Raw genomic sequence first — 25,127 nt, 5'->3', positions numbered from 1 at the left:
GTCGGCGGGCCACGTGGGGTTTTGGGTGTCTGCTTTTCGGCGTGCCGAGTGGGCGGGTCGTGTGTGGCCTCTGGTGTCTGCCTCTCGCTCCACTTCGTCGGCGGGCCACGTGGGGTTTTGGGCGTCTGCTTCTCGCCCTGCCGAGCCGGTGGGTCGCGTGGGGTCCTGGGCGTCTGCTTCTCGGTCCTCTGCGTCGGCGGGGCGCGCGGGGCTTTTGACGTCCGCGTCTCGACCCACCGAGTCGGGTGGTGGGTGGGCATAGGTCCCGGGGGTCTGGGGGCGGAGCCCCCAGGGACGGCAACCTCCACTCCGGGCCACTTAGAATCGGCGGGTGAACGACCCCGTGGCCCCGGCCGAAACCCTCCGTACCGCTCTCGCCGCGCTGCTCGGTGGGCTTCCGCCCAGGCAGGCCGCCGGTGCCGTGGAGCGCCTGATCGGCAAGTATCGCGGGGCCACCCCGACCGACGCCCCGATCCTCAGGGACCGTGCGGATGTGGTCGCCTACGCCGCTTATCGGATGCCGGCGACCTTCGAGGCCGTACGCTCCGCGTTGGACGCGTTCGCCGATGCCGTGCCCGGCTGGGCTCCGCAGGGGCACGTGGATGTCGGCGGTGGTACCGGCGCCGCGACCTGGGCCGTCACCGCCACCTGGTCCGGCGACCGCCCGGTGACCGTACTCGACTGGGCCGAGCCCGCACTCGCCCTCGGGAAGGAGATCGCCGCCGCCAACCCGGGGCTGAGCAACGCCAGTTGGCGGCGCGCCCGTATCGGCTCCGCGCTCACCCTCGACGCCACCGACCTCGTCACCGTCTCCTACGTCCTCAACGAACTCACCGTCCCCGACCGCGCCGCCCTCGTCGACGCCGCCGCGTCCGCCGCCCAGGCCGTCGTGATCGTCGAGGCCGGCACCCCGGACGGCTACGCCCGTGTCATCGAGGCCAGGGACCGGCTGATCGGCGCGGGGTTCCACATCGCCGCCCCCTGCCCGCACAGCGCCGCCTGCCCGATCGTCCCCGGCGAGGACTGGTGCCACTTCTCGACCCGGGTCAGCCGTTCCTCCCTGCACCGGCAGGTGAAGGGCGGCTCCCTGCCGTACGAGGACGAGAAGTTCAGCTACGTCGCCGCCACCCGCCTGCCCGTCGAACCCGCCCCCGCCCGGGTCGTACGGCGTCCGCAGATCCGCAAGGGACAAGTACTCCTCGACCTCTGCGAGCGAGACGAGCAGCTGCGCCGCACGACGGTCACCAAACGCCACGGCGACCTGTACAAGGCGGCCCGGGACGCGAGCTGGGGCGACTCCTGGCCGTCGTAGCGGCGTAGCGCCGTATCGTCGCGGCGTCGTAGGCCTGAAGGTCGTAAATCCCGGCAAATCGTCCGATAGGCGGTGATCCGGGTCTCGGTGTGTCTCGTCCCACCTACCCCGCATGTGGGGTACCGCCTCCCCGGGCGCAGGATGGTGCGACGATGGGGGAGGTTCTCCGTACAACAACAGGACAAGAACAGCAGGGCGACAACAGCGAGGCGAGGAGATAGATGAGCGCGACGTTCGGTGGCCGGACCGGTCGGCAGGGCAGACTCTCCTCGTGGCTGCGCGGACGCCGCCCGCAGGACGAGGCCGCCGACGGCAGTGAGCGCGAGGCGCTGCTGCTCGCCGCCGCCGGAGCGGGACTGCCGCTCGCGCCCGCCGCGCACCCCGCCCCGGGGTATCGATGTTCGTGCGACCGTGTGGGCTGTCCCACACCCGCCCGGCACCCGGTGTCGTTCGCCTGGCAGACGCAGTCCACGACCGACCGCGCGCAGATCGAGCGCTGGGCCCGCCACCAGCCGCAGGCCAACTTCATCACCGCGACCGGCATGGTCAACGACGTCCTGGACGTCCCGCTGGAGGCCGGCCGCGAGGCGCTGGAGCGGCTGCTCGCCGCCGGTATCGAGGTCGGACCGGTCGCCGCGAGCGACGACGGACGGCTGCTCTTCTTCACCCTCACCCGCGGCACCCCCGAGGACGAGGACGAGTGGTGGCCGTGCGAACTGGACTGCCACCCCGAGACGATGGACGAACACCCGGGCCTGCGCTGGCACTGCCGCGGTTCCTACGTCCTCGTTCCCCCGGCCCAACTGCCCGGCGACAACCAGTCCGTGCACTGGGTACGCGGCCCCGAGCATCCGCTGCCCGACCCGCTGACCCTCCTGGAAACCCTCACGGACGCCTGCGCCCGCCACGCCGGCCAGGAGCCCGACCACGCCAACGCGGCCTGGCCACTGGGCCGTTGACGATCAGGGTCTGTATGACGACTTGAGGGACCGTCAGCCGCCCTGCGCGGAGGTCAGCCCTTCGATCCGGCCCAGCACCGACACCTTGCCGCCCCGCTTCGGGTCCAACGCCACCTGGTTGGACATGAGTTGGAGGGTGAGGGACTGCTGCACGGCGCCCGTCGTCAGCGCCTGCACGTCCTTGTTCTGGGCCGGCACCGAGGTGCCCGCCGCCGCGGTCTCCTTCTGGAAGTAGCGGGTCGTGTAGAACACCAGCGCCCCGCCGTCCGCGGTGCGCAGCGCCAGCGGCGCGTAGTCGCCGTTCGTCACCGGTTCGTCGAGGAACTGGACGGCCAGACCGGGCTTGGTGGCCTTCTCGCGGTCCGCGCGCCACGCGCTGGTGTGCGTGCCGTCCGCGAAGTCCGTCCCACCGCTCTTCAGATACGTCGCATAGCTCTTGCTCAAGTCCCCGGGCGCGACGGCGAGTTCGGCGGAGTTGGTCGGCACGGCCTCGGCCCAGCCGTCCTTGTCGGTCCTGAACTTCGGTACGGCGGTGGGCGCGAGCAGCGTCAGATACGCCACCTGCCACGGCTCGGACAGGTCGTTGCGGGTGAACACCAGCAGCCAGCGGGCGCTGCCGCCCTTGTTGGCGGCGGTGTCGGCGAGGAACCAGCGCGGCCAGCCGGCCTTCTTCGGGATGGTGAACTTCGCGTCCGTCAGCTCCAGCGGGGAGTAACTCGGGTTCCCCGACGGGTGGTTGGTGTGCCCCGCCTTCAGCCGCGCCGCGTCGATGTCACCGAGCGCGCCGGTGACATGGGCGGCGTCCAGGGAGCTGTCGTACGCCTTGTCCGCCGCGTTGTACGCGGTCGTGAACTGCTGGAGCGCCTTGGCGGCCTCGGCGCGCGTGGTGGCCGGGAGGATCTCGCGTTCCCCGTGGACCACCACGCATCCGCTCGCCGTCAGCGACAAAGCGGTCATCGAGGCCGCTATGAGTACGCGCCGGTCAAGCCTGCGGAGCCTTCGAGGGCTGCGATCCCTGCTCATCAGGTGTCTTCACCTTCCCCTTCCCGGAGGCGAACCCTACCGGGACGAAGAACAGGGTGAGCGTGGGGATCAGGTACAGCAGCCACACCGTGATCTGCAGGATGGTCGGGTCCGGCTGGAAGTTGAAGACGCCCTTGAGGAGGGTGCCGTACCAGCTGTCCGGCGGGATCGTGCCGCTGATGTCGAAGGCCTGATTCGTCAACCCCGGGATCCAGTCGGCCTCTTGGAGATCGTGGAAGCCGTAGGCCAGCACACCCGCCGCGACCACGACGAGCATCGCGCCGGTCCAGGTGAAGAACTTGGCGAGGTTGATCTTCAGGGCGCCGCGGTAGAACAGCCAGCCCAGGAACACGGCGGTGGCGAGGCCCAGGCCCACGCCGATCAGCGGGCGCGGGGTGCCGTCGCTCGCCGCGTGCACCGACGCCCACACGAACAGCGCGGTCTCCAGGCCTTCGCGGCCGACGGCGAGGAACGCGGTGGCGACCAGTGCGCCGGTGCCCATCGCGAGGGCCGCGTCCAGCTTGCCGTGCAGTTCCGACTTGAGGTGCCGGGCGGTGCGCCGCATCCAGAACACCATCCACGTCACAAGCCCGACCGCGAGGATCGACAGCGAACCGCCGAGCGCCTCCTGCGCCTCGAACGTCATCTCCTGGGAGCCGAATTCGAGCGCGCACCCGAAGCCCATCGCGATGAGCACCGCGACGACGATGCCGATCCAGATCGGCCGCAGCGCGTCCCGTCGCTCCGTCTTGACCAGATAGGCGATCAGGATGCAGACGACGAGGCTGGCTTCCAGGCCCTCGCGCAGACCGATGAGGTAGTTGGAGAACACGGTCTACGACTCCTTCGCTTCCTTGGCTTCCTTGGAGAACAGCGTGCTGCCCCACCAGTCGTCCTTGTCACGGACGCCCGGCGGGACGGCGAAGACCGCCGAACCCACGTGCTGGATGTACTCGTTGAGCGCGTCGGTCGCCGACAGATTGCGCTGCAGCGGGATGAACCCCTTGCGGACGTCGCGCTGGTAGGCCAGGAAGAAGAGGCCCGCGTCGAGCCGGCCGAGGCCGTCGGTGCCGTCGGTGAAGGAGTAGCCCCGGCGCAGGATGGTGATCCCGCCGTTGGAGTCGGGGTGCGCGAGCCGGACGTGCGCGTCGGGCTTCATCGCCTTCAGGAACGGTACGTCGTGCTCCTTGGCCTTGCTGACCGGCGCGCCCTCGCCCTTGTCGCGGCCGAAGACGTCCTCCTGCTCCTGGAGCGAGGTCCGGTCCCAGGTCTCGATGTTCATCCGGATGCGCCGGGCGACGAGATACGAACCCCCGGTCATCCAGGCCGAGTTCTTGCCGACGTCCCCGTCGCCGACCCACACGTACTTCTTCAGCCGGTCGGTCTCGGTGCCCGCGATGTTGCGGGTGCCGTCCTTGAACCCCATGAGGTTGCGCGGGGTTTGGGCCCCGGGGGTCGTCGACGAGGTCTTCCCGAAGCCGAGTTGGGACCAGCGGATGGCGACCTTGCCGAAGCCGATCCGGGCCAGGTTGCGGATCGCGTGCACGGCGACCTGCGGATCGTCCGCGCAGGCCTGCACGCAAAGGTCCCCGCCGGTACGGGACTTGTCGAAGTTGTCGCCGGGGAACTGCGGCAGGTCCACGAGAGCTTCCGGACGGCTGTCCTCGAGCCCGAACTTCTCGAAGAACGACGGCCCGAAGCCGATCGTGAGGGTCAGCCGCGAGGGTTTCAGCCCCAGCGCCTCACCGGTGTCGTCCGGCGGTGCCTCGGCGAGCCCGCCGTAGGCCCCCTCGCCGACCGCGTGCCCGCCGGTCATCCGGCGGGCGGCGGCCGTCCAGTCCTTCAGCATCTGCACGAACTCGGCGCGGTCGTCGGTCTTCACGTCGAACGCGGCGAAGTGCAGCCGGTCCTGCACGGGAGTGGCGATGCCCGCCTGGTTGGCGCCGTGGAAGGCGACCGCGGCACCGGTGTCGGCGCCCGCCGGATCGACGTCCTCGCCGACCCGGGTCATCGCCACCGCGCCACCGGCCGCGACGGCACCGAGCGCGAGCCCGGCACCGCCCCAGCCGATGAGTGAACGACGGGACGGGCTCTCGGATTTCGAGGCTTCGGATTTCAGGGATGCGGGTTTCGGGGTTTCGGCCATGGTGATCGCCTACTTCACGACGGCGGCGGCGAGCTTGGACAGCGGCTCCGCGAGCGCGTTGACCGCGTCCGACAGCTCCTTGCGCTGATCCTTGGTGACCTTGTCGTACGACACGAAGCCGTCCGAGGTCGACGTGGAGCGGTACTTGTCGAGCAGCGTGTCGATCGCGGTGAACTGCTTGTCCAGCTCGGTGGTCAGCGCCGCGTCGTTCTTCTGCGCGACCGGCTTCAGCAGCTCGTACGCCTTCTCCGCGCCGTCGACGTTGGCCTTGAAGTCGCTCAGGTCGGTGTGCGAGTAGCGGTCCTCCTCGCCGGTGACCTTGCCGGTGGCGACCTCGTCGAGGAGTTCCTTGGCGCCGTTGGCCATGGAGGTCGGGGTGATCTCGGCCTTGCCGACCCGCTTCTGCCAGTCCTTCAGATCGGTGAGCAGCTCATCGGCGAGGGCCTTCTGCTCGGTGCCGATCTTCTTGTCCTCCCACAGGGCCTTCTCCAGCGCGTGCCAGCCGGTCCACTTCTGGCCCTTCTCCAGGTCGTTGACGCGGGTGTCGGTCTTGGGGTCGATGTCCCCGAACGACTCGGCGATCGGCTCGGTGGTCTCCCAGCCGACGCGGGAGGGGGCGTAGGCGTTCTTGGCGGCCGTGAGGTCGCCGGCCTTGATGGCGTTGACGAAGGTCTCGACCTTCGGGATCGTCGCGTCGGCCTCGTTCTGCGCGTACTCGCGGTAGGCGGCGACGGCCGCGTCCAGCTTCGGGTCGCGCTTGGCGACGCTGCCCCCGGTGACGGTCAGCTTCTGCCGCACACCGTGCCCCTTCATCCCGGGCCGGCAGGCGATCTCGTACGACCCCGCCTTCACCTCGGCGGTGAGCGTGTACTTGGTGCCCGGCCCGATGTTCTCCTTCTCGGAGACGATCCGGTCGTCCGGGAAGAGGATCTCGACCTCGGTCGCCTTCGAGCCGGTGTTCTCGATCTTCAGCGTGACCTGGCCTGCCGGTATCGACTTGGTCGAGGTCGTGCACTTGGAGTCGGCCGCGGTGACCTGGATCGCGTCGCCGTCCTTGGCGTCGCTCTTCGCGGTGCACGCCGTGACGGCGGTCAGTGCGGCCGCGGCGGCGACAGCGGTGACGACGGGAAGTCGGACGGCACGCATGCAGGCTCCAAGCGGGAGTGTCTGGTGAGGCAGTGTGGTGAGGCTGCCCTAACTTACCTGAGGCTTACCTCACTCATACCCACCCGGTCCGCCATTCACTGACCACAGAAAAATCACAGACACGGCTTGATCTCGACGGCGAAAAATGGATCTCAAGGAAAAGTCAACAGAAGGTCAAGCAGGGCGACGCGGGGCCACGACGGCCGCCCCCGTGCGCGGATGCGGAAACACCTCAACCGGCTGGTCGTAGACGTCCGAAAGCAGCGCCTCGGTGAAAACGCCCCCCGGCGGACCCTCGGCGGCGACACGACCGGCGCGCAGGATCGCGACCCGGTGCGCGTAGGCGGCGGCCAGCGCGAGATCGTGCAGCACCACGACCACCGCGTCCCCCGCGTGCGCCCTTTCCCGGCACAGCCGCAGCACCAGTTCCTGGTGCCGGAGGTCCAGCGCGGCCGTCGGTTCGTCCAACAGCACCAGCGGCGCCCGCTGGGCGAGCACCCGCGCGAGCGCGACCCGGGCCCGCTCGCCACCACTGAGCGCCGAGAACGGCCGTAGCGCGAAGTCCGTGACCTCCGCCCGCGCCATCGCGTCCGCCACGGCGAGATCGTCCTCGGCGGGGTTGGCCGCGTGCGGCGCCCGCCCCATCCGTACGACGTCCTCGACGGTGAAGGGGAAGGACAGCGTCGCCGACTGAGGCAACACGGCCCGTCGCAGGGCGAGTTCGGGCGCGGACCACTCCGCCGCCGGGCGCCCGTGAATCCGTACGACCCCTGCGGCGGCCGGAAGATCGGCGGCGAGCGCCCCCAACAGGCTCGATTTCCCCGCCCCGTTGGGCCCGACCAGCGCCAACACCTCACCGGCCCGGACGACCACGGAGACACCATGCAACACGCTGCGCCGACCGAGTCGGACGTGCAGGCCCTCGGCCTCGGCGAGAACGTCTCCGGGCTCGGCCGGGGCGGGGCCTTCGGGGCGACGACGGAGGAGTCTCATGCGCGGGCTCCTTGCGGGTGGGGGATGGACGGCGCTGTTCGGCACCGCCGGGACGGTCCGCGGGGGCTGGGCGCCGTTGCGGCGGAGATGAGTTGGCGGGGGGAGAAGAGTCGGCGGGCAGAAGGGAGTTGGCGCGTCGAGACGAACTGGCCGGTGGTCGAGGACTGGCGGCCGGATGAGAAGGGGCGCGGGGCTGTATCTGATGTGCGGCTACCGCCGCGTGGGCGCGACCAGCCCCCACCGGCCCGCACCCCCCAACACACATCCCGTGGCAGTCTCGACGGGGAAACGGCCACGGTGACCCAAGGAACCCGCATCACGCCCACCCCCCTTGCCTGCGCCGCGTCCTCCGTAGCAGCCAGAAGAAGAACGGGCTCCCGAGCAGTGCCGTCAGAACCCCCAGCGGAAGTTCCGCCGGAGCGGCAACCGTGCGGGCCACCAGGTCCGCCGCCAACAGCACCAGCGCACCCAGCAGCGCGCTCCCCGGGATCAGGAACCGATGCCCCGGCCCCGCCGCCATCCGCAGCAGATGCGGCACGACCAGGCCCACGAAACTGATGATCCCGGAGACGCTGACCGCCGCAGCCGTGAGCAGCGCGATGACCAGGACCAGGACGACCCGGAGCCGTTCCACGTCAACTCCCAAGTGACGCGCGGGGCGTTCACCGAGGGCCAGCAGATCCAGCCGGTCGGCGTACAGCGGGGCCACGGTCAGCCCGACCACCGCGCACGGCAGCACCGCGAGCACCTTCGGCCAGGTCGCCTGGGAGAGCGAGCCGAGCTGCCAGAAGGTGATCTGGTTGACGGCCGCGGTGTCCGCGAAGAACAGGAACAGCCCGATCAACGCCCCCGCGAACGCGTTCAGCGCGATCCCCGTGAGGATCAGCGTCACGACCTCCGTACGGCCGCCCGAGCGCGACATCGCGTAGACCAGCAGAACCGTCGCGAGCCCGGAGACGAACGCCACGGCAGACACCGTCCACGTACCGAGGAAGTCCAGCCCGAGCGCGATCACCGCGACCGCGCCCACCGCCGCCCCCGAGGACACCCCGATGACCCCCGGCTCGGCGAGCGGATTCCCGAACACGCCCTGCATCAACGCCCCCGCGCAGCCGAGGGACGCGCCCACGAGCAGCGCGAGCACGATCCGCGGGAACCGCACGTTCCACAGCACCGACTCCGGTACCCGCCCCAACGCGCCCCCGCCGAGCCCCAGTCGGTGCTGGACGGAGGAGAGGACATCACCGACCGGGATGGGATACGCGCCCAGTCCCGCGGCCACCGGTACGAGAACGAGAAGGGCGAGGACCAGCCCGGCGGTGAGCAGCCAGGCGGTGTTGTACTCGCGTCTCACTTGGTGTCGTCCGCGTACAACTGCGCCACGATCGACTTGAGCACCTGGTCGGTGCGCGGCCCGTAGTTGAGCAGCACCCCGTCCTCGATCGACACGATCCGTCGGTCCATCCCGGCCGGGGTCTGCGCGACCCCGGGGATCTTCACCAGCCCGTCGATCCCGCCGACCGACTCAAGTCCCTTGGTCATGACGAGAATCGCGTCCGGCGCGGCTTTCGCGAGCGCCTCGGTGGTGATGGCCGTGAAGTCCTGCTCCAGCCCCGACTCCGCACCCGCGTCGACCGCCCCGGCCGCCTTCAGGAGCGAGGTCGCGCCCGAGCCCTTCCCGCCGATGAGATACACGGACGCGGAGCCGCGCAGATAGAGGAACGCGACCCGCGGCCTCTCCTTGTGCGCCGGAATCGCCTTGCGTACGGCGGCGATCCGGTCCTCCGAGCGCTTGGTCAGCTCCTTGCCGGCGGCCGGTACACCGAGCGCGTCGGCCACCGCCTGGATGCGCGGGCCGACATCCGCCAGGCCCTGCGCCGGGTCGACGACCAGGACGGGAACACCGGCCGCGCGGATCTGGCCCATCGCCTCGGACGGCCCGGTGGTCTTCTCGGCGAGCACGAGATCGGGCTTCAGCGACAGCACGCTCTCGGCGGAGACATCGTGGTTACGGGTCACCAGCGGGAGTTTCGCGGCCTGTTGGAAGGTGGCGGTGATGTCCCGGGCCACGACCCGGTCGCCGAGCCCGAGCGTGAACACGATCTCGCTGAGGCTGCCGGAGAGCGGCACGATGCGCCGCGCCTCGCGCACAGTGACCTTCTTGCCGTCGGCGGAGCTGACGGTGACCGGGAGTTGAGGTTCAGGAGTATCGGTCAGCGGCTCTACGCGATTGGCCGCGGCGGCGGTCGTAGCGGACGCCGTGGTCGCGGAGCCGCCGGTGCCCCCGCATCCGGTGAGCGTGAGCGCGAGCACGGTCAACAGTGCTCCCGCCAGTCGTGTGCGCAAGCGTGGCACGGTCCCGCCCGTCTCTCTCGGTCCTTCGGACACTGTCGGCTCTCCCGAACGCGTCGGTTCTCTCGGCCTCTGTCGTTTCTGGTGAAGAAAGCTTAGGTTAGCCTTACCTTTGTTCGCTACCGGCTGTCGTCACCGGAGGACCCACCCATGCCCGCGCGCCCAAGAGCCCTGGTCACCGTGCTGCTCACGGCCGTCCTCGGCGCCCTTCTCCCGGCGGGCCTCGCCCACGCGGAGAGCCGCACCGTGCAGGGCGGCAGGCTCGACTGGGGCATCAAGTCCTCGTTCCAGAGCTATGTCACCGGGCCCATAGCGAACGGCAGTTACTCGCTTACGGGCGGCGCGGCGACCGTGGGCAGCAGCCAGTTCCGCTTCCCCTCGGCGACGGGTTCCTACGACGGCTCGACGGGCGCGTTCCGCTCGTCCTTCGCGGGCGGGGTGCACTTCGTCGGCCACAAGAAGACCGACGGCAGCTACGAGCTGGACCTCACCCTGAGCCGCCCCACGGTCCGTATCTCGGGCTCGACGGGCACCCTCTACCTGGACGTCACCAGCAAGGCGAAGGGAACGGGGACGGTCACCACGTCCTCCCAGGTCCCCTTCGCCAACCTCTCCCTGGGCGGCATCGACATGAAGGGCGGCGGCACCGCGGTCGTCCTCAACAACCTTCCCGCCACGCTGACTTCGCAGGGCGCCAAGTCCTTCGCCGGCTACTACACGGCCGGCACGGTCCTCGACCCGGTGAGCCTCTCGGCGGACGTGAAGGCCGCGGCCACGAAAAAGGCCACGCCCCCTCCCGCCAAGTCGGCGACGGAGAAGGAGAGTTCGAGCGGTGCGATCGCGGACGGCGCCGTCGACTGGGGCGTGCGCCGCACCTTCCGGGAGTACGTCACCGGTGACATCGCCAAGGGCAGGTGGACGCTGTCGGCGGGAGCCGAGGACGGCGGCGCCCTCTTCCGCTTCCCCGACGGCGAAGGGACGTACAAGAACGGGGAGTTGACCGCCTCGTTCAAGGGCGCGGTGCGCTTCACCGGCGCGCAGGGCCTCGACCTGAAACTCGGCGGAGTCCGGACCACCGTCGCCGACGGCAAGGGCACGCTCTACGCCGATGTGGCGGGTGCCGATGGCGACTTCACGGGCAAGAAGGTCCCGCTGGTCACCTTCACCGCCGAGAACCTCAAGGCGGTCAAGGGGCTCGCGAAACTCACCGAGGCACCCGCGAAACTCACCGCGCAGGGCGCCAAGGCCTTCGGCGGGATGTACCAGGCGGGCACCGCCATGGACCCGGTGTCCCTGGCCGTCGCCCTCACCGACGACGCGAAACTGCCCGCCCTGCCCGACCTGGGCACCACCCCCACGGCGACCGGGACCCCGGAGGGCCAGTCGGCCAAGCCCTCGGTCTCCGCCGAGCCGGTGGCCGACAACTCCACGTCCGGCAGCGGCAGTTCGGCCGCCCTGCCGATCGGCCTCGGGGCAGGCGCCCTGCTGCTGGTGGCCGCGGTGTCCGTGCTCGTCGTCGTCCGCAGGCGCCGCACCCGCCCGGCGGCCGGCGGCGCATCGCCGGAAGCGGAGTAACTCCCTTACCCGGTCCGCGTGTCGGCGGGCCATCCACTCATCTCTCAAGGAGAACCACGGCCATGCCCGTCAGACGACCTCGCCCGTCCTTCGCCCTCGCCGCGGCTGTCGCGACCGCCGCCGCGCTCGGCGCCACCGCGCTCGCCACGACCACCGCGTCCGCGGCCGAAGTCCCGCTCAGCGGCTACGAGTTGACCTGGGGCATCAAGCAGTCGTATCGCAGCTACGTGACCGGCGCCGCCGCGGGCTCCTTCACCGCGACGGACGGCGCCTCGCAGGCCGCCGAGAACGGCGCCTTCACCTTCACCGCCGGCACGGGTACGTACGACACCACCGGCCACACCCTGCACCTCACCTTCAAGGGCACGGTCACCGCGAAGTCGACGCTGCACGGCTTCGTGCGGGAGATGTCGGACTTCCAGTACGACAGCGCGGCGGGCACCCTCACCGCCGACCTGGTCTCCAACGGCGGCGCCAAGCAGCAGGACGTCACGCTCGCCACGGTCGCCGCGCCCACCAGCCAGGATCTGACGAACCTGGCCACCACGCTGACCGGCGCGGCGGCCGACTTCCTCGGCAGCCCGTCGTACGCCAACGCGGCCGGCGACCCGCTGTCGGCGGTCAAGCCGGTGTCGACGACGTCCCCGACCCCGAGCGCGCCCAGTTCGCCGCCGCCGTCGACGCCCGCGTCCACCACGCCCAGCCCCACGTCCACGCAGTCGGCCACCCCGTCCACCACACCCTCCGACACCGCGAGCCCCTCGGACACGGCTTCCGAACCGGCCGCCACCAAGGGCGAGATCGCGGACGGCACGCTCACCTGGGGCGTCAAGGAGTCCTTCCGCTCCTACGTCGTCGGCAGCGTCGCCAAGGGCAGGATCACCACGTCGGACGGCGCGGCCCAGGCCACCGCCAACGGCGTCTTCACCTTCACCGGCGCGACCGGCAGCTACGACACCGACGCCGACACCCTCTCCGCCGCCTTCGAGGGCGCGGTGAACTTCAAGGGCCATGAGGACAACGGCACTTACGGCCTCGACCTCACCTTCACCGACCTCAAGGCGACCCTCGACGGCGGCTCCGGCGAACTGACGGCGGACGTGACGAGCCTGGGCGAGAAGTCCGAGGACGTGGTCCTGGCCGACCTGAAGGCGGGCTCGACCGACCTCACCGCGAAGGACGACGTCATCACCCTCGACGACGTCACCACCACCCTCACCGCGGCCGGCGCGAAGGCCTTCGGCGGCTTCTACCAGACGGGTGCCGAACTCGACCCGCTGGACCTGTCGGTGGCGTTGACTGCAGACGCCACCCTCCCCTCGGACGACCCGTCGTCGACGAGCGGCACAGGCTCCTCGGGCTCCTCCGGCAACTCCGGTACGACGGGCTCGACTTCGGGCGGCGTCACGGGTTCGACGACGGGCGGCGCGACCGGCTCCCTCGCCTCGACGGGTTCCGACGTACCGGTAACGGCACTGGGCGCGGCAGCCGCGGTCACGGTGGCGGCGGGCGCGGGCGTGGTGTTCGCCATGCGCAGGCGGCGCGCGGAGGCCACCGAGGCGTAAGACTGTGCCCCATGGATACGAGGGGGCACAGAGAGACGCTGTCGGAGGACGGACTGGTGCTGACCGTGACCGGTCGGCCCGGTCCGTCCCCGCTGCGTTTCGAGAGGGCGGACGGCGGACGCAGGCTGTTCCGCCAGGGTGAACACCCGCTGTTCCTGGGCCGGTTGGACGGCGACGGCTGCTGCCACGACCTCGTCCTGCACCGCTTCGAGGGCTACCGCCCACCCCTGCCGCCGCTTCGCGCCGCGCAACAGCGTCGGGACGTCAACTGGGTCCACCAGTACGCGCGTCGGCTGGAGGAGACACCGAACGGGCCGCTGTATGACGGCCGTTGGGCCCTGTCCCGGCGCGACCGCTTCGCCCCCGGCATCTGGACGACGGACTTCGTGGGGGAGTGGCCGAACGGCACCCTGGAGCTGTACTGCGGCGGCGGCTGGCACGGCATCCTGCCCCTGCGCCGGCTCTCCCCGCCCGACGCCCCGCGCGTGAAGGCGTACCGCAAGCACGCGCGCGAAGGCACCCTCGCGCCCGTCCTCCTGTGGTGGGTGACCTTCCTCGACGGCTGGCTGATCCTCGACGGCCACGACCGTGCCGTGGCCGCGCTCGCGGAGGGCATGCAACCGGTGTGCGTGGAGCTGCGCCGCGTACCGGACGAGGCGGACTGGCGCCGCACCGCCGACGAGATCACCGAGGCGCACGAACAGCGCGTGGAGCGACTGGCAGCGCGCCCCGCCCACCCGGGCCTCGCCCATCAACGGGCCTCGCTGGACAGGGCGTTCGGCGACACCCTGTCCTCACTGCCCTACGACAACGCACCCACCCCCACCTGGCCCCTCCCCGGCGGAGCCCCGGCCTGGGATGACCTCGCCGCCCGGGCGATGTTTGAATGCCCCCGTGACTGACTACGACGTACTGCGTGTCTTCTGCGGCCCAAGCGGCGGATACGGCAACGAACTAGGCGTCGTCCGCGAGGGTTCCGTCATGCCGGATCCGGACGAGCGACAGTTGTTCGCCGGGAAACTCGGCTTCAGCGAGACGGTGTTCGTCGACGACCCCGAGCGCGGAGTGATCGACATCTACACCCCGACCACCCGCCTGCCCTTCGCCGGCCACCCCTGCGTCGGCTCGGCCTGGCTGCTGGACATACCCGAGCTGGTCACCCCCGCGGGCGTGGTCGGTGCCCGCCTGGACGGCGAGTTCAGCTGGATCGAGGCCCTCCCGGAGTGGGTCCCGCCGCGCACCCTGCGCCAGTACGCCACCGCCGCCGAGGTCGACGCCCTGCCCGTGCCTCCGCCCGGCGAGTGGATCTACGCCTGGGCCTGGGAGGACGAGGCGGCGGGCCGCGTCCGCGCCCGTGCCTTCCCCGGCCGCGACGACGGCATCCACGAGGACGAGGCGACGGGCGCGGCGGCACTGCTGCTGACCGACCAGCTGGGCCGCGCCCTCAACATCACGCAGGGCGCGGGGTCGCAGATACTCACGGCGCCGCAGCCGGGGGGTTGGGTGGAGGTCGGCGGACGGGTGTTCCTGGAGCGCTAGCCGGCGTCACGCGCTCAGCGGAAACTCCTCGCCCAACGCCCGAAAGACCCCGGTGTTGAGCGCGAACGCCCGCTTGCACTCCGCCACGATCCGCTGCTTCTCCAGGTCGTCGACCCGGATGCCGTCCAGGAGTTCGCGGTAACCCCGCTTGAACGCCGCCGGGTTGCCGATCTCCTCGAAGACGTAGAACCGCACGCCGTCGCCCTTGCGCGTGAACCCCCATGTCCGCTCCGCCTTGTCGCGGATGATCTGGCCGCCGGAGAGGTCGCCGAGGTAGCGGGTGTAGTGGTGGGCGATGTAGCCGGCGGGCCATGACTCCGCGCACTCCCGCACCCGGTCCGCGTAGGCCTGGGTGGCGGGAAGAGCCGTCAGGCCCGTGCGCCAGTCCGCACCGCGCAGATGCTCAAGGTCCCGCTCCAGCGCGGGCAGTCGGAACAACTCGGCCTGGATGAAGGGCCCGGTCACCGGGTCCGCCGTCAGTCGCTCGGCACAGGTCTCCAACGCCTCGTACACGAACCAGAGTTGCTCGGTGTAGCGGGCGTACGCGTCCACGCCCAGTCGGCCGCCGAGCAGATCGCTCATGAAGCTGGAGGTCTCGGCCTCCACGTGCTGTTCGTGGGACGCGGTGCGGATGACTGTCGAGAAGGAGTCCATGAGCTCTATCCTCTAAGGCAAGCCTTACCTAAGTCAACAGGTTGCCGACATCCTGTCGGTAAAAGCGTACAAGAAAAGACCCACCCTCGACGGAGAGTGGGTCTTGAGGCGCTACGGCAGGGTGAGCACCTCCACCCCCGTCTCCGTCACCACCAGCGTGTGCTCGAACTGCGCCGTCCGCTTCCGGTCCTTCGTGACGACCGTCCACCCGTCGTCCCACATGTCGTACTCGTACGTCCCCAGCGTCAGCATCGGCTCGATGGTGAACGTCATCCCGGGCTGGATGACCGTCGTCGCGTGCGGGCTGTCGTAGTGCGGGACGATCAGGCCGGAGTGGAACGACGAGTTGATGCCGTGGCCGGTGAAGTCCCGGACCACGCCGTACCCGAAGCGCTTGGCGTACGACTCGATGACCCGGCCGATGATGTTGATCTGGCGGCCCGGCTTGACCGCCTTGATCGCGCGGTCCAGGGACTCGCGGGTGCGCTCGACCAGCAGGCGGCTCTCCTCGTCGACGTCGCCCACCAGGTACGTCGCGTTGTTGTCGCCGTGCACCCCGCCGATGTACGCCGTCACGTCGAGGTTGATGATGTCGCCGTCGCGCAGCACCGTGGAGTCCGGAATGCCGTGGCAGATCACCTCGTTGAGGGAGGTGCACAGGGACTTGGGGAAGCCGCGGTAGCCGAGCGTCGACGGATAGGCGCCGTGGTCGCACATGTACTCGTGCGCCACCCGGTCGAGTTCGTCCGTGGTCACCCCCGGCGAGATGACCTTCGCGGCCTCCGCCATCGCCCGCGCGGCGATCCGCCCGGCGATCCGCATCGCCTCGATCGTCTCGGGCGTCTGCACCTCCGGCCCGGTGTACGGGGTCGGCGCGGGCTTGCCGACGTACTCGGGGCGACGGATGTTTCCGGGCACGGAACGGGTGGGAGAGAGCTCCCCTGGTACGAGCAGCGACTGGCCAGACATGCCAGCGAGTCTAACCAGCGCACATGGGGGAACATGGCCGTAGGGAAAGGAGCCGTTGATGGCCCTGTTCAAGAAGCGCACGGTCGGGAAGCCCGGCGAGTGGTACTACTGCCTCGAACACAAGAAGGTCGAGGAGGGGCCGGAGTGCCCCGCCAAGGACCGCTTCGGGCCGTACGCCACCCGCGCGGAGGCCGAGCACGCGATGGAGACGGCCCGCGAGCGCAACCTGGAGTGGGAGACCGACCCCAAGTGGCACGACGCCACGAAGGGGAGCGCCGACGAGGACTGATCAGGCACGGGCGAGTAATCAGACCTCGGCCGCGGTCGTGGCCGCCGTCGCCGCCGCGCGCTGCTCCTTCAGCCGCAGCGCGTGCTCGTCCGTCCTCGCGTCGTACGACATCAGCTTCGGCAGTCCTGCGGCCAGCAGCCCCACCGCGCCCACGCACATCAGCCCGCCCGCCCACACCGAGGTCCGCACCCCGGACAGCGCGGCCATGCCACCGGACCTGACCTGGCCCAGCTGCGGGCCCACCGAGTAGGACAGCAGCTCGATCCCGGCGAGCCGGCCGCGCAGCTCGTCCGGGATCGTCTGGTTCCAGATCACCGCGCGGAAGATTCCGCTGACCATGTCGCAGCAGCCCGCGAGGGTGAGGAACAGCAGCACCAGCCATACGTTGCCCACCGCGCCCGCGCAGGCGATCGCCGCGCCCCACAGCGCGGCGGCCAGCACCACCATCCGCCCGTGCCGGTGGATCCGCGAGGTCCAGCCGCTGGTCACACTCACCAGCAGGGCACCGGCCGGGACCGACGAGTACATCAGCCCCAGCGCCCACTCCGCGTGCAGATCGTCCGCGAGGAACGGCAGCACCGCCAGCGGCATCGCGAAGAACATCGCCGCGAGGTCGATCGCGTACGTACCGAGCAGCTCCTTGCGGCTCCACGCGTACCGGGCGCCCTCCGCGATCGACCGCAGGGACGGCTTCTGCGCCTCGTGCGACCCGGGGGAGGCGGCGATCCGGATGATCAGAACCACGGACACGGCGAACGTCAGGGTGTCCGCCGCGTACGCGTACGGCAGCCCCGCGAACGCCACCACCACACCCGCCAGCGCCGGGCCCACGACCCCGCCGACCGTCCAGCGCAGCGAGTTGAGCGCGGACGCCGCCGTCATGTGCTCGTGGGCCACGATCCGCGGCCACAGCGAGTCCAGCGCGGGCCGCTGGATCGAACCGAGGACGGAGGTCAGCGCCGCGATCACGTACAGCGGCCACACGGCGGGCGCCGGCAGCAGCGAGTTGAGCAGCAGCGCCCCGCACAGCACGCCGAGCCCGACCTCGGTCCACACGATCAGCTTCCGCTTGTCCCACGCGTCGGCGAGCGCACCGCCGTAGAGCCCGAACACGATCAGCGGCACGAGTTCCACGGCACCGATCGCGCCCACCGCCGCGGCCGAGCCGGTGAGTTCCTTCATCTGTACCGGGAGCGCGACGAACGTCAGGAAGTTCCCGAAGTTCGAGACCAGCCCCGCGAGCCAGAGCCTGCGGAAGTCGGCGGAGGCGTGCCAGGGGGCGAGGTCGGGGAGGAGGGCACGCAGGCCGGAGGCGGTCACAACAGATCATCGTTGGCCGGGGAGCCGCCGCGGGCAACTGTTTTTGTGCCTACCAGCGGGCGGGCGGTGGTGCCGTCAACTGGTCGGTGAGGCGCGAGAGCCGGTCCCGGAACCGCCTCCGTCCCCGCGCCGCGGGCAACACGTTCTCCCCGGCCGCCGCGCTCACCAGATGCTGCACGGTGTCGAGGTCCAGGTCCGTGCCCTCGGGGACGGCGAGCGATTCATGGGCCAGGGAGGCCAGTTCGCGGTCCTCGGAGCCCAGCGAGAGGACGGTCGCGCCGGCCCGGCGGGCGTCGTGGACGCGTTCGAGGAGCGGATCGCCCGGCCCCTCCGGTGACACGACGAGCAGCGTCTCGCCGCGCCGGGCCGCCTCGATCCGGCCGAGTCCGACGGCCAGATGGGCCGGGTCGGAGGGGCGCGCGTCGTGCCGTACGAGAGTCGGGGCCAGTTCGGGGGTGCCCGACCAGGCGGCCTCGTCGACCAGATGCGCTGCGAGATGCCACGGCTCGTACGCGGGCGTGCCCACCAGTAGCAGCCCGCCCCCGTGCGCCACCACGGACCCGCGCAGCACCCCCGCGAACCGCCGCGTGGCCCCCAACCACTCGGTCCCGGCGAGCACTTCACGCAGCAGCGCGACCCGTACGGCGTCCATGTCCGCGCATCCTGCCGCAACCGGCCACTCGTGACGTGGAGTTCACCACGAATTCGCCCAACTTGGGGATGGTTGCGGGCTCATCGGCCGCACGTCGCGCTGCACACCACGTCGCACAAGGAGCCACCCCATGACAGACACCGCAGAAGTCACCGTCCCGTTCAGCGCGGGGCAGGGGGGCTACGCGAGCTACCGGATCCCGGCGGTCGTGGTCTCCCGCGCCGGTACCCTCCTCGCGTTCTGCGAGGGCCGGATCGCCTCCGCGAGCGACTACGGCCACATCGACATCGTCCTGCGCCGCTCCACGGACGGCGGGCGCACCTGGGGCCCGTTGACCGTCGCCGCCGACAACGGCAGCGACCTCGCGGGCAACCCGGCCCCCGTCGTCCTGGACACCGGCCGCATCCTGCTCGTCCACGTCCGCTCGGCCGCCTCCGCGAGCGAGGACGCCATCCTGCGCGGCAAGGTGAAGGCGGCCGACGGGCGGCGGGTGTGGGTGCGGTACAGCGACGACGACGGGGTCACCTGGTCCACCCCCACGGAGATCACCGAGCAGGTGAAGAAGCCCGAGTGGCGCTGGTACGCCACCACCCCCGGCCACGCGATCCAGCTGAGCACCGGCCGCGTGGTCGTCCCCGGCAACCACACCGTCCCGCCCACCGGCACCGACGTCGGCAACGAGGCCAAGTACAACAGCGGCCACTGCCTGCTCAGCGACGACCGCGGCGAGACCTGGTACCTCGGCTACGTCGACGAGAACACCGACGGCTACGTCAACTGCAACGAGACCACCGCCGCCGAACTCCCGGACGGGCGCGTCTACTTCAACACCCGCAACGACTCCCCGTCCCCCGGCAACCGCGCCGACGCCCACTCCGAGGACGGCGGGAAGACCCTCGTCAAGCCGTTCCGCCCGCAGGCCGGTCTCGCCGCCCCCGTCTGCGAGGGCAGCGTCCTCCAACTCCGCGACCCCGACCTGCTGTTGTACTCCGGCCCCGGCGACCCGGCCGCCCGGGCCCTGATGACCCTGCGCGCCTCGGCCGACGGCGGCACCACCTGGCGCCCGGTGTACACGGTCGACGGCCTGCCCGCCGCCTACTCCGACCTCGTCCGCGTCGACGACGACACGGTCGGACTCCTCTACGAGACCGGTGACTTCGGGGCGTACGAGACGATCACGTTCCGCAGGGTGCCGGTGACCGCCCTGAGCTGATGAGTGACCTGTCTCACCCGGTCCGTGACGGACCTCACCTGAGCCGATGCGGGCGTCGGAGCGGACGTAAAGTCGGCCCATGACCTCTACCGACAGTGCTGCACAGACCCCCGCGACGCCCCCGGCGAAGGCCCCCGCCAAGGACCCGTGGGACCTCCCCGACGTCTCCGGACTGGTCGTCGGCGTGCTCGGCGGGACCGGGCCGCAGGGCAAGGGCCTCGCCTACCGGCTCGCCAAGGCCGGCCAGAAGGTGATCATCGGCTCCCGCGCCGCCGACCGCGCGCAGGCCGCCGCCGAGGAGCTCGGCCACGGTGTCGAGGGCGCCGACAACGCGGAGACCGCGCGCCGCAGCGACATCGTGATCGTCGCCGTGCCCTGGGACGGTCACGGCAAGACGCTGGAGTCGCTGCGCGAGGAGCTGGCCGGGAAGCTCGTCGTCGACTGCGTCAACCCGCTGGGCTTCGACAAGCAGGGCGCCTACGCGCTGAAGCCGGAGGAGGGCAGCGCCGCCGAACAGGCCGCCGCCCTGCTGCCGGACTCCCGGGTCGCCGCCGCCTTCCACCACCTGTCGGCCGTCCTGCTCATGGACACGGAGATCGCCGAGATCGACACGGACGTGATGGTGCTGGGCGAGGAGCGCGCCGACGTGGAGATCGTCCAGGCGCTGGCCGGCCGGATCCCCGGCATGCGGGGCGTCTTCGCGGGCCGGCTGCGCAACGCCCACCAGGTGGAGTCCCTGGTCGCGAACCTGATCTCCGTCAACCGCCGCTACAAGGCACACGCGGGACTGCGCGTCACGGACGTCTGAGCGGTGGGGGACACTGGTGGCGACCCACCAGCAGTGTCCCCTTTGTTCTGCCTTCGTTCTGCCGACAGGAGCCGATCCCATGCCCCGCCTCGCCCTCTACGCCCTCGTCGTCTGCCTGCTCGCCGTGGCGGCGGCGGTCGTCTCCTTCGTGGAGGGCAGCTGGATCGGCGTCGTGTGGGTCCTGCTGGCCGGTCTGTCGTCCAACATGTGCTGGTACTACCTGAAGCGCGGACGCGCGGCCTGAGACCTTTCCTAGCGCCAGAACTGGTAGAGGCTGTAGCCGTTCGACGTCTCCCAGTTGCTGACGCCCAGCCCCCGCAGGATCGCGTCGATCATGTCGAAGAACTCCCGGTTGATCGACGGCACCCACAGCAGCGCGAACACGAACAGCAGGCCGAACGGCGCGAACGGTTCCACCTGCCGCTTGACGTCGTTCGACAGCCAGGGCTCGATCACGCCGTAGCCGTCCAGGCCCGGCACCGGCAGGAAGTTCAGGATCGCCGCGGTCACCTGGAGCAGGGCCAGGAAGGCCAGCGCGTACTGGAAGTCGGCCGGCACCCCGTCGAGGGAGTGCAGCCAGAACGGGGCCGTGCAGACCGCCGCGAACAGTACGTTCGTCAGCGGGCCCGCCGCCGAGATCAGGCTGTGCTTCCAGCGGCCGTGGATGCGGTTGCGCTCGATGAACACCGCCCCGCCCGGCAGACCGATGCCGCCCATGATGACGAAGATCACCGGGAGCACGATGCTGAGCAGCGCGTGCGTGTACTTCAGCGGGTTGAGGGTCAGATAGCCCTTCCCGCCGATCGAGATGTCACCGCTGTGCAGCGCGGTGCGCGCGTGCGCGTACTCGTGCAGACACAGGGAGACGATCCAGGCCGCCGTCACGAACAGGAACACGGCGATGCCCGGCTTCTCGGCGAACCCGCTCCAGGTGGCCCAGCCGGTCACCGCCGTGACGGCCAGGATCCCGAGGAAGACGGGGCTGATCCGCCGGTCGCTCGGGCGGGTGGTGGTGGCGGTCATGGGGGCGGGCTCCCTGCTGGGGGTCGGTGGTTCGCGAAGCCCGACGGTACCGGGCACAGGGGAAAACGTCTCGCGGGTGGCCACCGGTTCCGGGGAAGGTGGGCGCATGGGACTCTGGCACGCGATCCGCGACCCCGTCACCCCCTATTTCAGGGGCGCCGCCTCTCATATCTCAGGGGCGGCGGCTCCCGTACGCCGTGCCCGGCGCCGCGCCGCCCCAACCCCGTGACCGCTTCCGTCGCCACCGGAGACAATGGACCCCGTGCGCTATCGCATCCTCGGCACCACCCAGGCACTTCGCTCCGACGGCACGCCCGTCCCGGTCGGCGGGGCGCGGCTGCGTGCCCTGCTCACCGTGCTCGCCCTGCGGCCCGACCGGGCCGTGCCCGCGAGCTTCCTGGTGGACGAGGTGTGGGGCGCCGACCCGCCGGCCGACGCGACGGGCGCGCTGCAGGCGCTGGTGGGCAGGTTGCGCCGGGCGCTAGGCGCGGACGCGATCGGCTCGACGGAGAGCGGCTACCGGCTCGCCGTCGCCGCCGACGACATCGACCTGCACCGTTTCGAGCGGCTGACCGGCGAGGGGCTGCGGGCGCTGGCCGACGGCAACCCCGCGAAGGCGGCCGAGGCCCTGGACGACGCGCTGGCCCTGTGGGGCGGCCCGGCCCTCGCGGACCTGCCCGACCGTACGGCGGAGGCGGCCCGCTGGGAGACCCGCCACCTGGACGCCCGCCGCGCCCGTCTGACGGCGGCGCTGGCCCTGGGCGACGCGGACACCGCCCTGCCCGAACTGACCGCCCTGTGCGACACCCACCCCCTCGACGAACCCCTCCAGGCCCTCCGCCTCCAGGCCCTCCGCGCCACCGGCCGCACGGCGGAGGCACTGGCCGCCTACGAGGACGTACGACAACTGCTGGCCGACCGGCTCGGCTCCGACCCGGGGCCTGAACTGCGGGCGCTGCACGGGGAGTTGCTGCGGTCCCCGGACGGGGAGAGCGGGGCGCGGACCATCCCCGTGCGCACCGGGACCGATGAATCCCCCGCCTCACCGCCTCCCGGCAATCTCCGCGCCCGCCTCACCTCCTTCGTCGGCCGGGAGGCCGACATCGACGTCATCCGGACCGATCTCGTCGCCGCCCGGCTGGTGACGCTGCTCGGGCCCGGCGGGGCCGGGAAGACACGGCTGTCGCAGGAGGCCGCCGAAGGCGTGCGGGACGCGGCGCCGGACGGGGTCTGGCTGGCCGAACTCGCCCCCGTCGACGACCCCGAGGCCGTACCGGAGGCCGTGCTCACCGCCCTCGGGGCACGCGAGACCGTGATGTACGGCGCCGGCGCCGAGGCGATCCGGGCCGCCGGGGGAGAGCGGCACGACGACCCCGTGGAGCGGCTCGCCGAACACTGCGGGCGCCGCCGGATGCTGATCGTCCTCGACAACTGCGAGCACGTCGTGGACGCCGCCGCCCGCCTCGTGGAGGCCCTGCTGGAGCGCTGCCCCGAACTCACCGTGCTCGCCACCAGCCGCGAACCCCTGGGCGTACCGGGGGAGTTGCTGCGCCCGGTGGAGCCCCTGCCCGACCCCGTCGCGCTACGGCTGCTCGCCGAGCGGGGCGCGGCGGCCCGGCCGGGGTTCACGGTCGAGGACGACATCGAGGCCTGCGCCGAGATCTGCCGGCGGCTCGACGGGATGCCCCTCGCGATCGAGCTGGCGGCGGCCCGGCTACGGATGTTGACGCCGCGTCAGATCGCCGACCGGCTCGACGACCGCTTCCGGCTGCTCACTTCGGGCAGCCGTACGCTCCTGCCCCGCCAGCAGACCCTGCGGGCCGTCGTCGACTGGTCCTGGGACCTCCTCGACGCGGACGAACGGGACGTGCTGAGCACCCTGTCCGTCTTCGCGGGCGGCTGCGACCTCGCCGCCGCCGAGGCCGTCTGCGGGCCCGTCGCGTTCGAGACGCTCGGCTCCCTCGTCGACAAGTCCCTTGTCGTGGCGGCCCCTTCGGGCGAGGACGGGATGCGCTACCGGCTCCTGGAGACCGTCGCCGAGTACGCCGGCGAACGGCTCGCCGAGTCCGGCCGCCGTCCCGCCGCCGAGCGCGCCCATCTGACGTACTACCGCGAACTCGCCCGCACCACCGACCCGTTGCTGCGCGGCCCCGGCCAACTCGCCGCCGTGGAGCGGCTGGAGCGCGAGTACGAGAACCTCCGCACCGCCCTGCGGCACGCCGTCGCCGAACGCGACGAACAGGAGGCCATCTGCCTGGTCCTGTCGCTGATCTGGTACTGGCAGATGCGCGACGTCCGCATCGAGGCCCGCAACTGGTGCGTCGAGGTCATGGCCCTGGGCCCCGACCCCTTCGCCGCCCCCGTCCGGCGTGCCGCCCCGGTCTGGCAGCGCTGCACCGACATCCCGCCCCCGCTCACCGGGGAACTCCTCGCCGAGGCCCGGCGCGGCCTCCATCTCGCCCATCTCGCCTGTATGGACACGGAGTTGGACGCCTGGGAGGCACCGGCCGCGAAGGAGAAACTGGGCCTCATCGCGCAGGTCTACGAACCGGGGCTGCCGCAGACCTGCCGTACGCCCGGCATGTTCTGGTTCTTCGCGGTGATGCTGAGCGGCAGCGTGCAGCGGCTGCCCGAGATCCTCGACGCCGACGTCCACACCTGCCGGACCACCCCCGGCATGGAGTGGGAGCTCGCGACCGTCCTCCAGATGCGCGCCAACATGCTCGCCAACCGCACCGACTGGGCGGGCGACGCGGCCCGGGACGCCGACGAGTCGCTGGAGATCTTCCTTCGCATCGGTGACATCTGGGGCGTCGCCGAGGCGCTCTCCGCCCGCGCCGAGGCCCGGGAGCGCATCGGCCAGTACCAGCTCGCCGCCGCCGACTACGAGGCCGCCATCGAGCACGCCGAACGGCTCGGTGCCCATGGGCAGACGGCCGTACTCGGCGCCCGGCTCGGCAGTGTGCTCATCGAGAAGGGCGACTTCGAACGCGGCGAGCGCATCCTGCGCGAGGTCATCGACCGGCCGCGCGGCATGAGCAGCGAGGCGATGCCCGCCGCCCGGATGTTCCTCGCGAGCCGCCTCGCCATGTCCGGCCGGATCGCCGAGGCACGCGAGGAACTGCGCCTGCTGCGCGAGGAGTTCCACATTGCGCACTTCATCGTCTTCGACGCGTTCATCCTCGGCTCGGAGGCCTGGGTGGAGGCGCTCGACGGCGACTACGACGAGTCCCTGGACAAGATCCGCAAGGCGCTGGCGCGGGCCGGTGACCCGCTGTCCGAGGCCATCGCCCCGCACATGACCTCGCTGTACCTGGGGATCGCCGCGGTCGCCCTCACCGAGTTCGACGGCGGCGACCGGGCCCGGGACGGCGTCCGCTGCCTGGTCTCCGCGAAGGCGCTGCTGCCGCCCGGGCATGTCCCGACCTTCATGGAACGCGAGGTCTACCGCCGGGCCGAGGAGCACGCGCGCGCCGCGCTCGGCGACGCGGTCTACGAGGAGTGCGCGGCCGGGTACGCCGAAGGCGGCGGCCTCTCCGCGAAGGAGGCCGCCGCCCTGGTGTGAGCCGGCACGAACCCGCCGGGACGG

The 25,127-nt window shown here is 71.2% G+C and carries 23 protein-coding genes; 11 read left to right on the top strand and 12 right to left on the bottom strand.

Annotated elements, in window-relative coordinates; genetic code table 11:
* Nucleotides 1-331: 331 nt before the first annotated feature.
* Both JHN45_RS24290 and JHN45_RS24285 read left to right on the top strand, forming a co-directional pair.
* On the top strand, nucleotides 332-1,312 hold the full coding sequence (locus JHN45_RS24290; RefSeq protein WP_201050619.1) for a small ribosomal subunit Rsm22 family protein: 981 nt from the start codon (nucleotides 332-334) through the stop codon (nucleotides 1,310-1,312).
* Nucleotides 1,313-1,533: 221 nt separating this feature from the next.
* On the top strand, nucleotides 1,534-2,271 hold the full coding sequence (locus tag JHN45_RS24285) for a bifunctional DNA primase/polymerase (RefSeq protein ID WP_019067271.1): 738 nt from the start codon (nucleotides 1,534-1,536) through the stop codon (nucleotides 2,269-2,271).
* Nucleotides 2,272-2,304: 33 nt separating this feature from the next.
* Here JHN45_RS24285 and JHN45_RS24280 read toward each other — a convergent pair whose 3' ends face one another.
* The 7 genes from JHN45_RS24280 to JHN45_RS24250 form a co-directional block, all read right to left on the bottom strand.
* Complete coding sequence (locus JHN45_RS24280; protein WP_201050618.1) at nucleotides 2,305-3,294, bottom strand: hypothetical protein; 990 nt, start codon at nucleotides 3,292-3,294, stop codon at nucleotides 2,305-2,307.
* Nucleotides 3,254-4,126 (bottom strand): iron uptake transporter permease EfeU, encoded by an 873-nt coding sequence (gene efeU, locus JHN45_RS24275; RefSeq protein ID WP_201050617.1) that lies wholly within the window; start codon nucleotides 4,124-4,126, stop codon nucleotides 3,254-3,256. Before efeU ends, JHN45_RS24280 begins: the two co-directional genes overlap by 41 nt.
* Before the next feature lie 3 nt (nucleotides 4,127-4,129).
* On the bottom strand, nucleotides 4,130-5,440 hold the full coding sequence (efeB, locus tag JHN45_RS24270; RefSeq protein WP_201050616.1) for an iron uptake transporter deferrochelatase/peroxidase subunit: 1,311 nt from the start codon (nucleotides 5,438-5,440) through the stop codon (nucleotides 4,130-4,132).
* Nucleotides 5,441-5,449: 9 nt separating this feature from the next.
* Nucleotides 5,450-6,586, bottom strand: coding sequence for an iron uptake system protein EfeO (gene efeO, locus JHN45_RS24265; RefSeq protein ID WP_200716248.1), 1,137 nt, complete (start codon nucleotides 6,584-6,586; stop codon nucleotides 5,450-5,452).
* A 174-nt stretch (nucleotides 6,587-6,760) separates the two neighbouring features.
* Nucleotides 6,761-7,579 (bottom strand): heme ABC transporter ATP-binding protein, encoded by an 819-nt coding sequence (locus JHN45_RS24260; protein WP_201050615.1) that lies wholly within the window; start codon nucleotides 7,577-7,579, stop codon nucleotides 6,761-6,763.
* 316 nt (nucleotides 7,580-7,895) lie between these two features.
* Entirely contained in the window at nucleotides 7,896-8,933 is a 1,038-nt protein-coding gene (locus tag JHN45_RS24255; protein WP_201050614.1) for an iron ABC transporter permease, read from the bottom strand.
* Nucleotides 8,930-9,934, bottom strand: a complete 1,005-nt coding sequence (locus JHN45_RS24250) for a hemin ABC transporter substrate-binding protein (protein ID WP_201050613.1) — start codon at nucleotides 9,932-9,934, stop codon at nucleotides 8,930-8,932. The genes JHN45_RS24255 and JHN45_RS24250 overlap by 4 nt, the downstream gene beginning before the upstream one ends.
* 147 nt (nucleotides 9,935-10,081) lie before the next feature.
* Here JHN45_RS24250 and JHN45_RS24245 point away from each other — a divergent pair, with 147 nt between their 5' ends.
* The 4 genes from JHN45_RS24245 (at nucleotide 10,082) to JHN45_RS24230 (ending at nucleotide 14,610) form a co-directional block, all read left to right on the top strand.
* Entirely contained in the window at nucleotides 10,082-11,506 is a 1,425-nt protein-coding gene (locus tag JHN45_RS24245) for an HtaA domain-containing protein (RefSeq protein WP_201050612.1), read from the top strand.
* A 62-nt stretch (nucleotides 11,507-11,568) separates the two neighbouring features.
* On the top strand, nucleotides 11,569-13,071 hold the full coding sequence (locus JHN45_RS24240; protein WP_201050611.1) for an HtaA domain-containing protein: 1,503 nt from the start codon (nucleotides 11,569-11,571) through the stop codon (nucleotides 13,069-13,071).
* Nucleotides 13,072-13,082: 11 nt separating this feature from the next.
* A complete protein-coding gene (locus tag JHN45_RS24235; RefSeq protein WP_201050610.1) occupies nucleotides 13,083-13,973 on the top strand; it encodes a hypothetical protein in 891 nt (296 codons plus the stop codon).
* Nucleotides 13,966-14,610 carry a PhzF family phenazine biosynthesis protein gene (locus tag JHN45_RS24230; protein WP_200716583.1) on the top strand — a complete coding sequence of 215 codons (645 nt, stop codon included), beginning with the start codon at nucleotides 13,966-13,968 and terminating at the stop codon, nucleotides 14,608-14,610. Before JHN45_RS24235 ends, JHN45_RS24230 begins: the two co-directional genes overlap by 8 nt.
* Nucleotides 14,611-14,616: 6 nt before the next feature.
* Here the strand turns inward: JHN45_RS24230 and JHN45_RS24225 are convergent, their stop codons facing one another.
* Nucleotides 14,617-15,264 carry a heme oxygenase (biliverdin-producing) gene (locus tag JHN45_RS24225; RefSeq protein ID WP_201050609.1) on the bottom strand — a complete coding sequence of 216 codons (648 nt, stop codon included), beginning with the start codon at nucleotides 15,262-15,264 and terminating at the stop codon, nucleotides 14,617-14,619.
* 111 nt (nucleotides 15,265-15,375) lie between these two features.
* Nucleotides 15,376-16,233: a type I methionyl aminopeptidase gene (gene map / locus JHN45_RS24220; RefSeq protein ID WP_201050608.1), complete on the bottom strand. Its 858-nt coding sequence runs from the start codon at nucleotides 16,231-16,233 to the stop codon at nucleotides 15,376-15,378.
* Nucleotides 16,234-16,291: 58 nt separating this feature from the next.
* Here map and JHN45_RS24215 point away from each other — a divergent pair, with 58 nt between their 5' ends.
* Complete coding sequence (locus JHN45_RS24215; protein WP_200716580.1) at nucleotides 16,292-16,522, top strand: hypothetical protein; 231 nt, start codon at nucleotides 16,292-16,294, stop codon at nucleotides 16,520-16,522.
* Between the two features lie 18 nt (nucleotides 16,523-16,540).
* On the opposite strand, the gene JHN45_RS24210 is transcribed toward JHN45_RS24215, so the two are convergent.
* Nucleotides 16,541-17,842: an MFS transporter gene (locus JHN45_RS24210; protein WP_201050607.1), complete on the bottom strand. Its 1,302-nt coding sequence runs from the start codon at nucleotides 17,840-17,842 to the stop codon at nucleotides 16,541-16,543.
* A gap of 49 nt (nucleotides 17,843-17,891) precedes the next feature.
* Nucleotides 17,892-18,494, bottom strand: a complete 603-nt coding sequence (locus JHN45_RS24205; protein ID WP_019067285.1) for a hypothetical protein — start codon at nucleotides 18,492-18,494, stop codon at nucleotides 17,892-17,894.
* Nucleotides 18,495-18,624: 130 nt separating this feature from the next.
* Between JHN45_RS24205 and JHN45_RS24200 the strand changes: the two genes are divergently transcribed.
* The 3 genes from JHN45_RS24200 (at nucleotide 18,625) to JHN45_RS24190 (ending at nucleotide 20,759) form a co-directional block, all read left to right on the top strand.
* Nucleotides 18,625-19,707, top strand: coding sequence for an exo-alpha-sialidase (locus JHN45_RS24200; protein ID WP_201050606.1), 1,083 nt, complete (start codon nucleotides 18,625-18,627; stop codon nucleotides 19,705-19,707).
* A gap of 79 nt (nucleotides 19,708-19,786) precedes the next feature.
* Nucleotides 19,787-20,515 (top strand): NADPH-dependent F420 reductase, encoded by a 729-nt coding sequence (gene npdG / locus JHN45_RS24195; RefSeq protein WP_200716576.1) that lies wholly within the window; start codon nucleotides 19,787-19,789, stop codon nucleotides 20,513-20,515.
* Between the two features lie 79 nt (nucleotides 20,516-20,594).
* Complete coding sequence (locus tag JHN45_RS24190; RefSeq protein ID WP_200716575.1) at nucleotides 20,595-20,759, top strand: hypothetical protein; 165 nt, start codon at nucleotides 20,595-20,597, stop codon at nucleotides 20,757-20,759.
* 8 nt (nucleotides 20,760-20,767) lie between these two features.
* Here JHN45_RS24190 and JHN45_RS24185 read toward each other — a convergent pair whose 3' ends face one another.
* A complete protein-coding gene (locus JHN45_RS24185) occupies nucleotides 20,768-21,538 on the bottom strand; it encodes a site-2 protease family protein (RefSeq protein WP_201050605.1) in 771 nt (256 codons plus the stop codon).
* Between the two features lie 253 nt (nucleotides 21,539-21,791).
* Between JHN45_RS24185 and JHN45_RS24180 the strand changes: the two genes are divergently transcribed.
* Nucleotides 21,792-25,103 (top strand): BTAD domain-containing putative transcriptional regulator, encoded by a 3,312-nt coding sequence (locus JHN45_RS24180; RefSeq protein WP_201050604.1) that lies wholly within the window; start codon nucleotides 21,792-21,794, stop codon nucleotides 25,101-25,103.
* Nucleotides 25,104-25,127 lie beyond the last annotated feature (24 nt).

This window comes from Streptomyces sp. MBT53 (assembly GCF_016654115.1).
GTDB lineage: Bacteria > Actinomycetota > Actinomycetes > Streptomycetales > Streptomycetaceae > Streptomyces.
The sequence above is the reverse complement of the archived record's forward strand: the minus strand, read 5'-3'. Positions and strand labels throughout refer to the sequence as shown.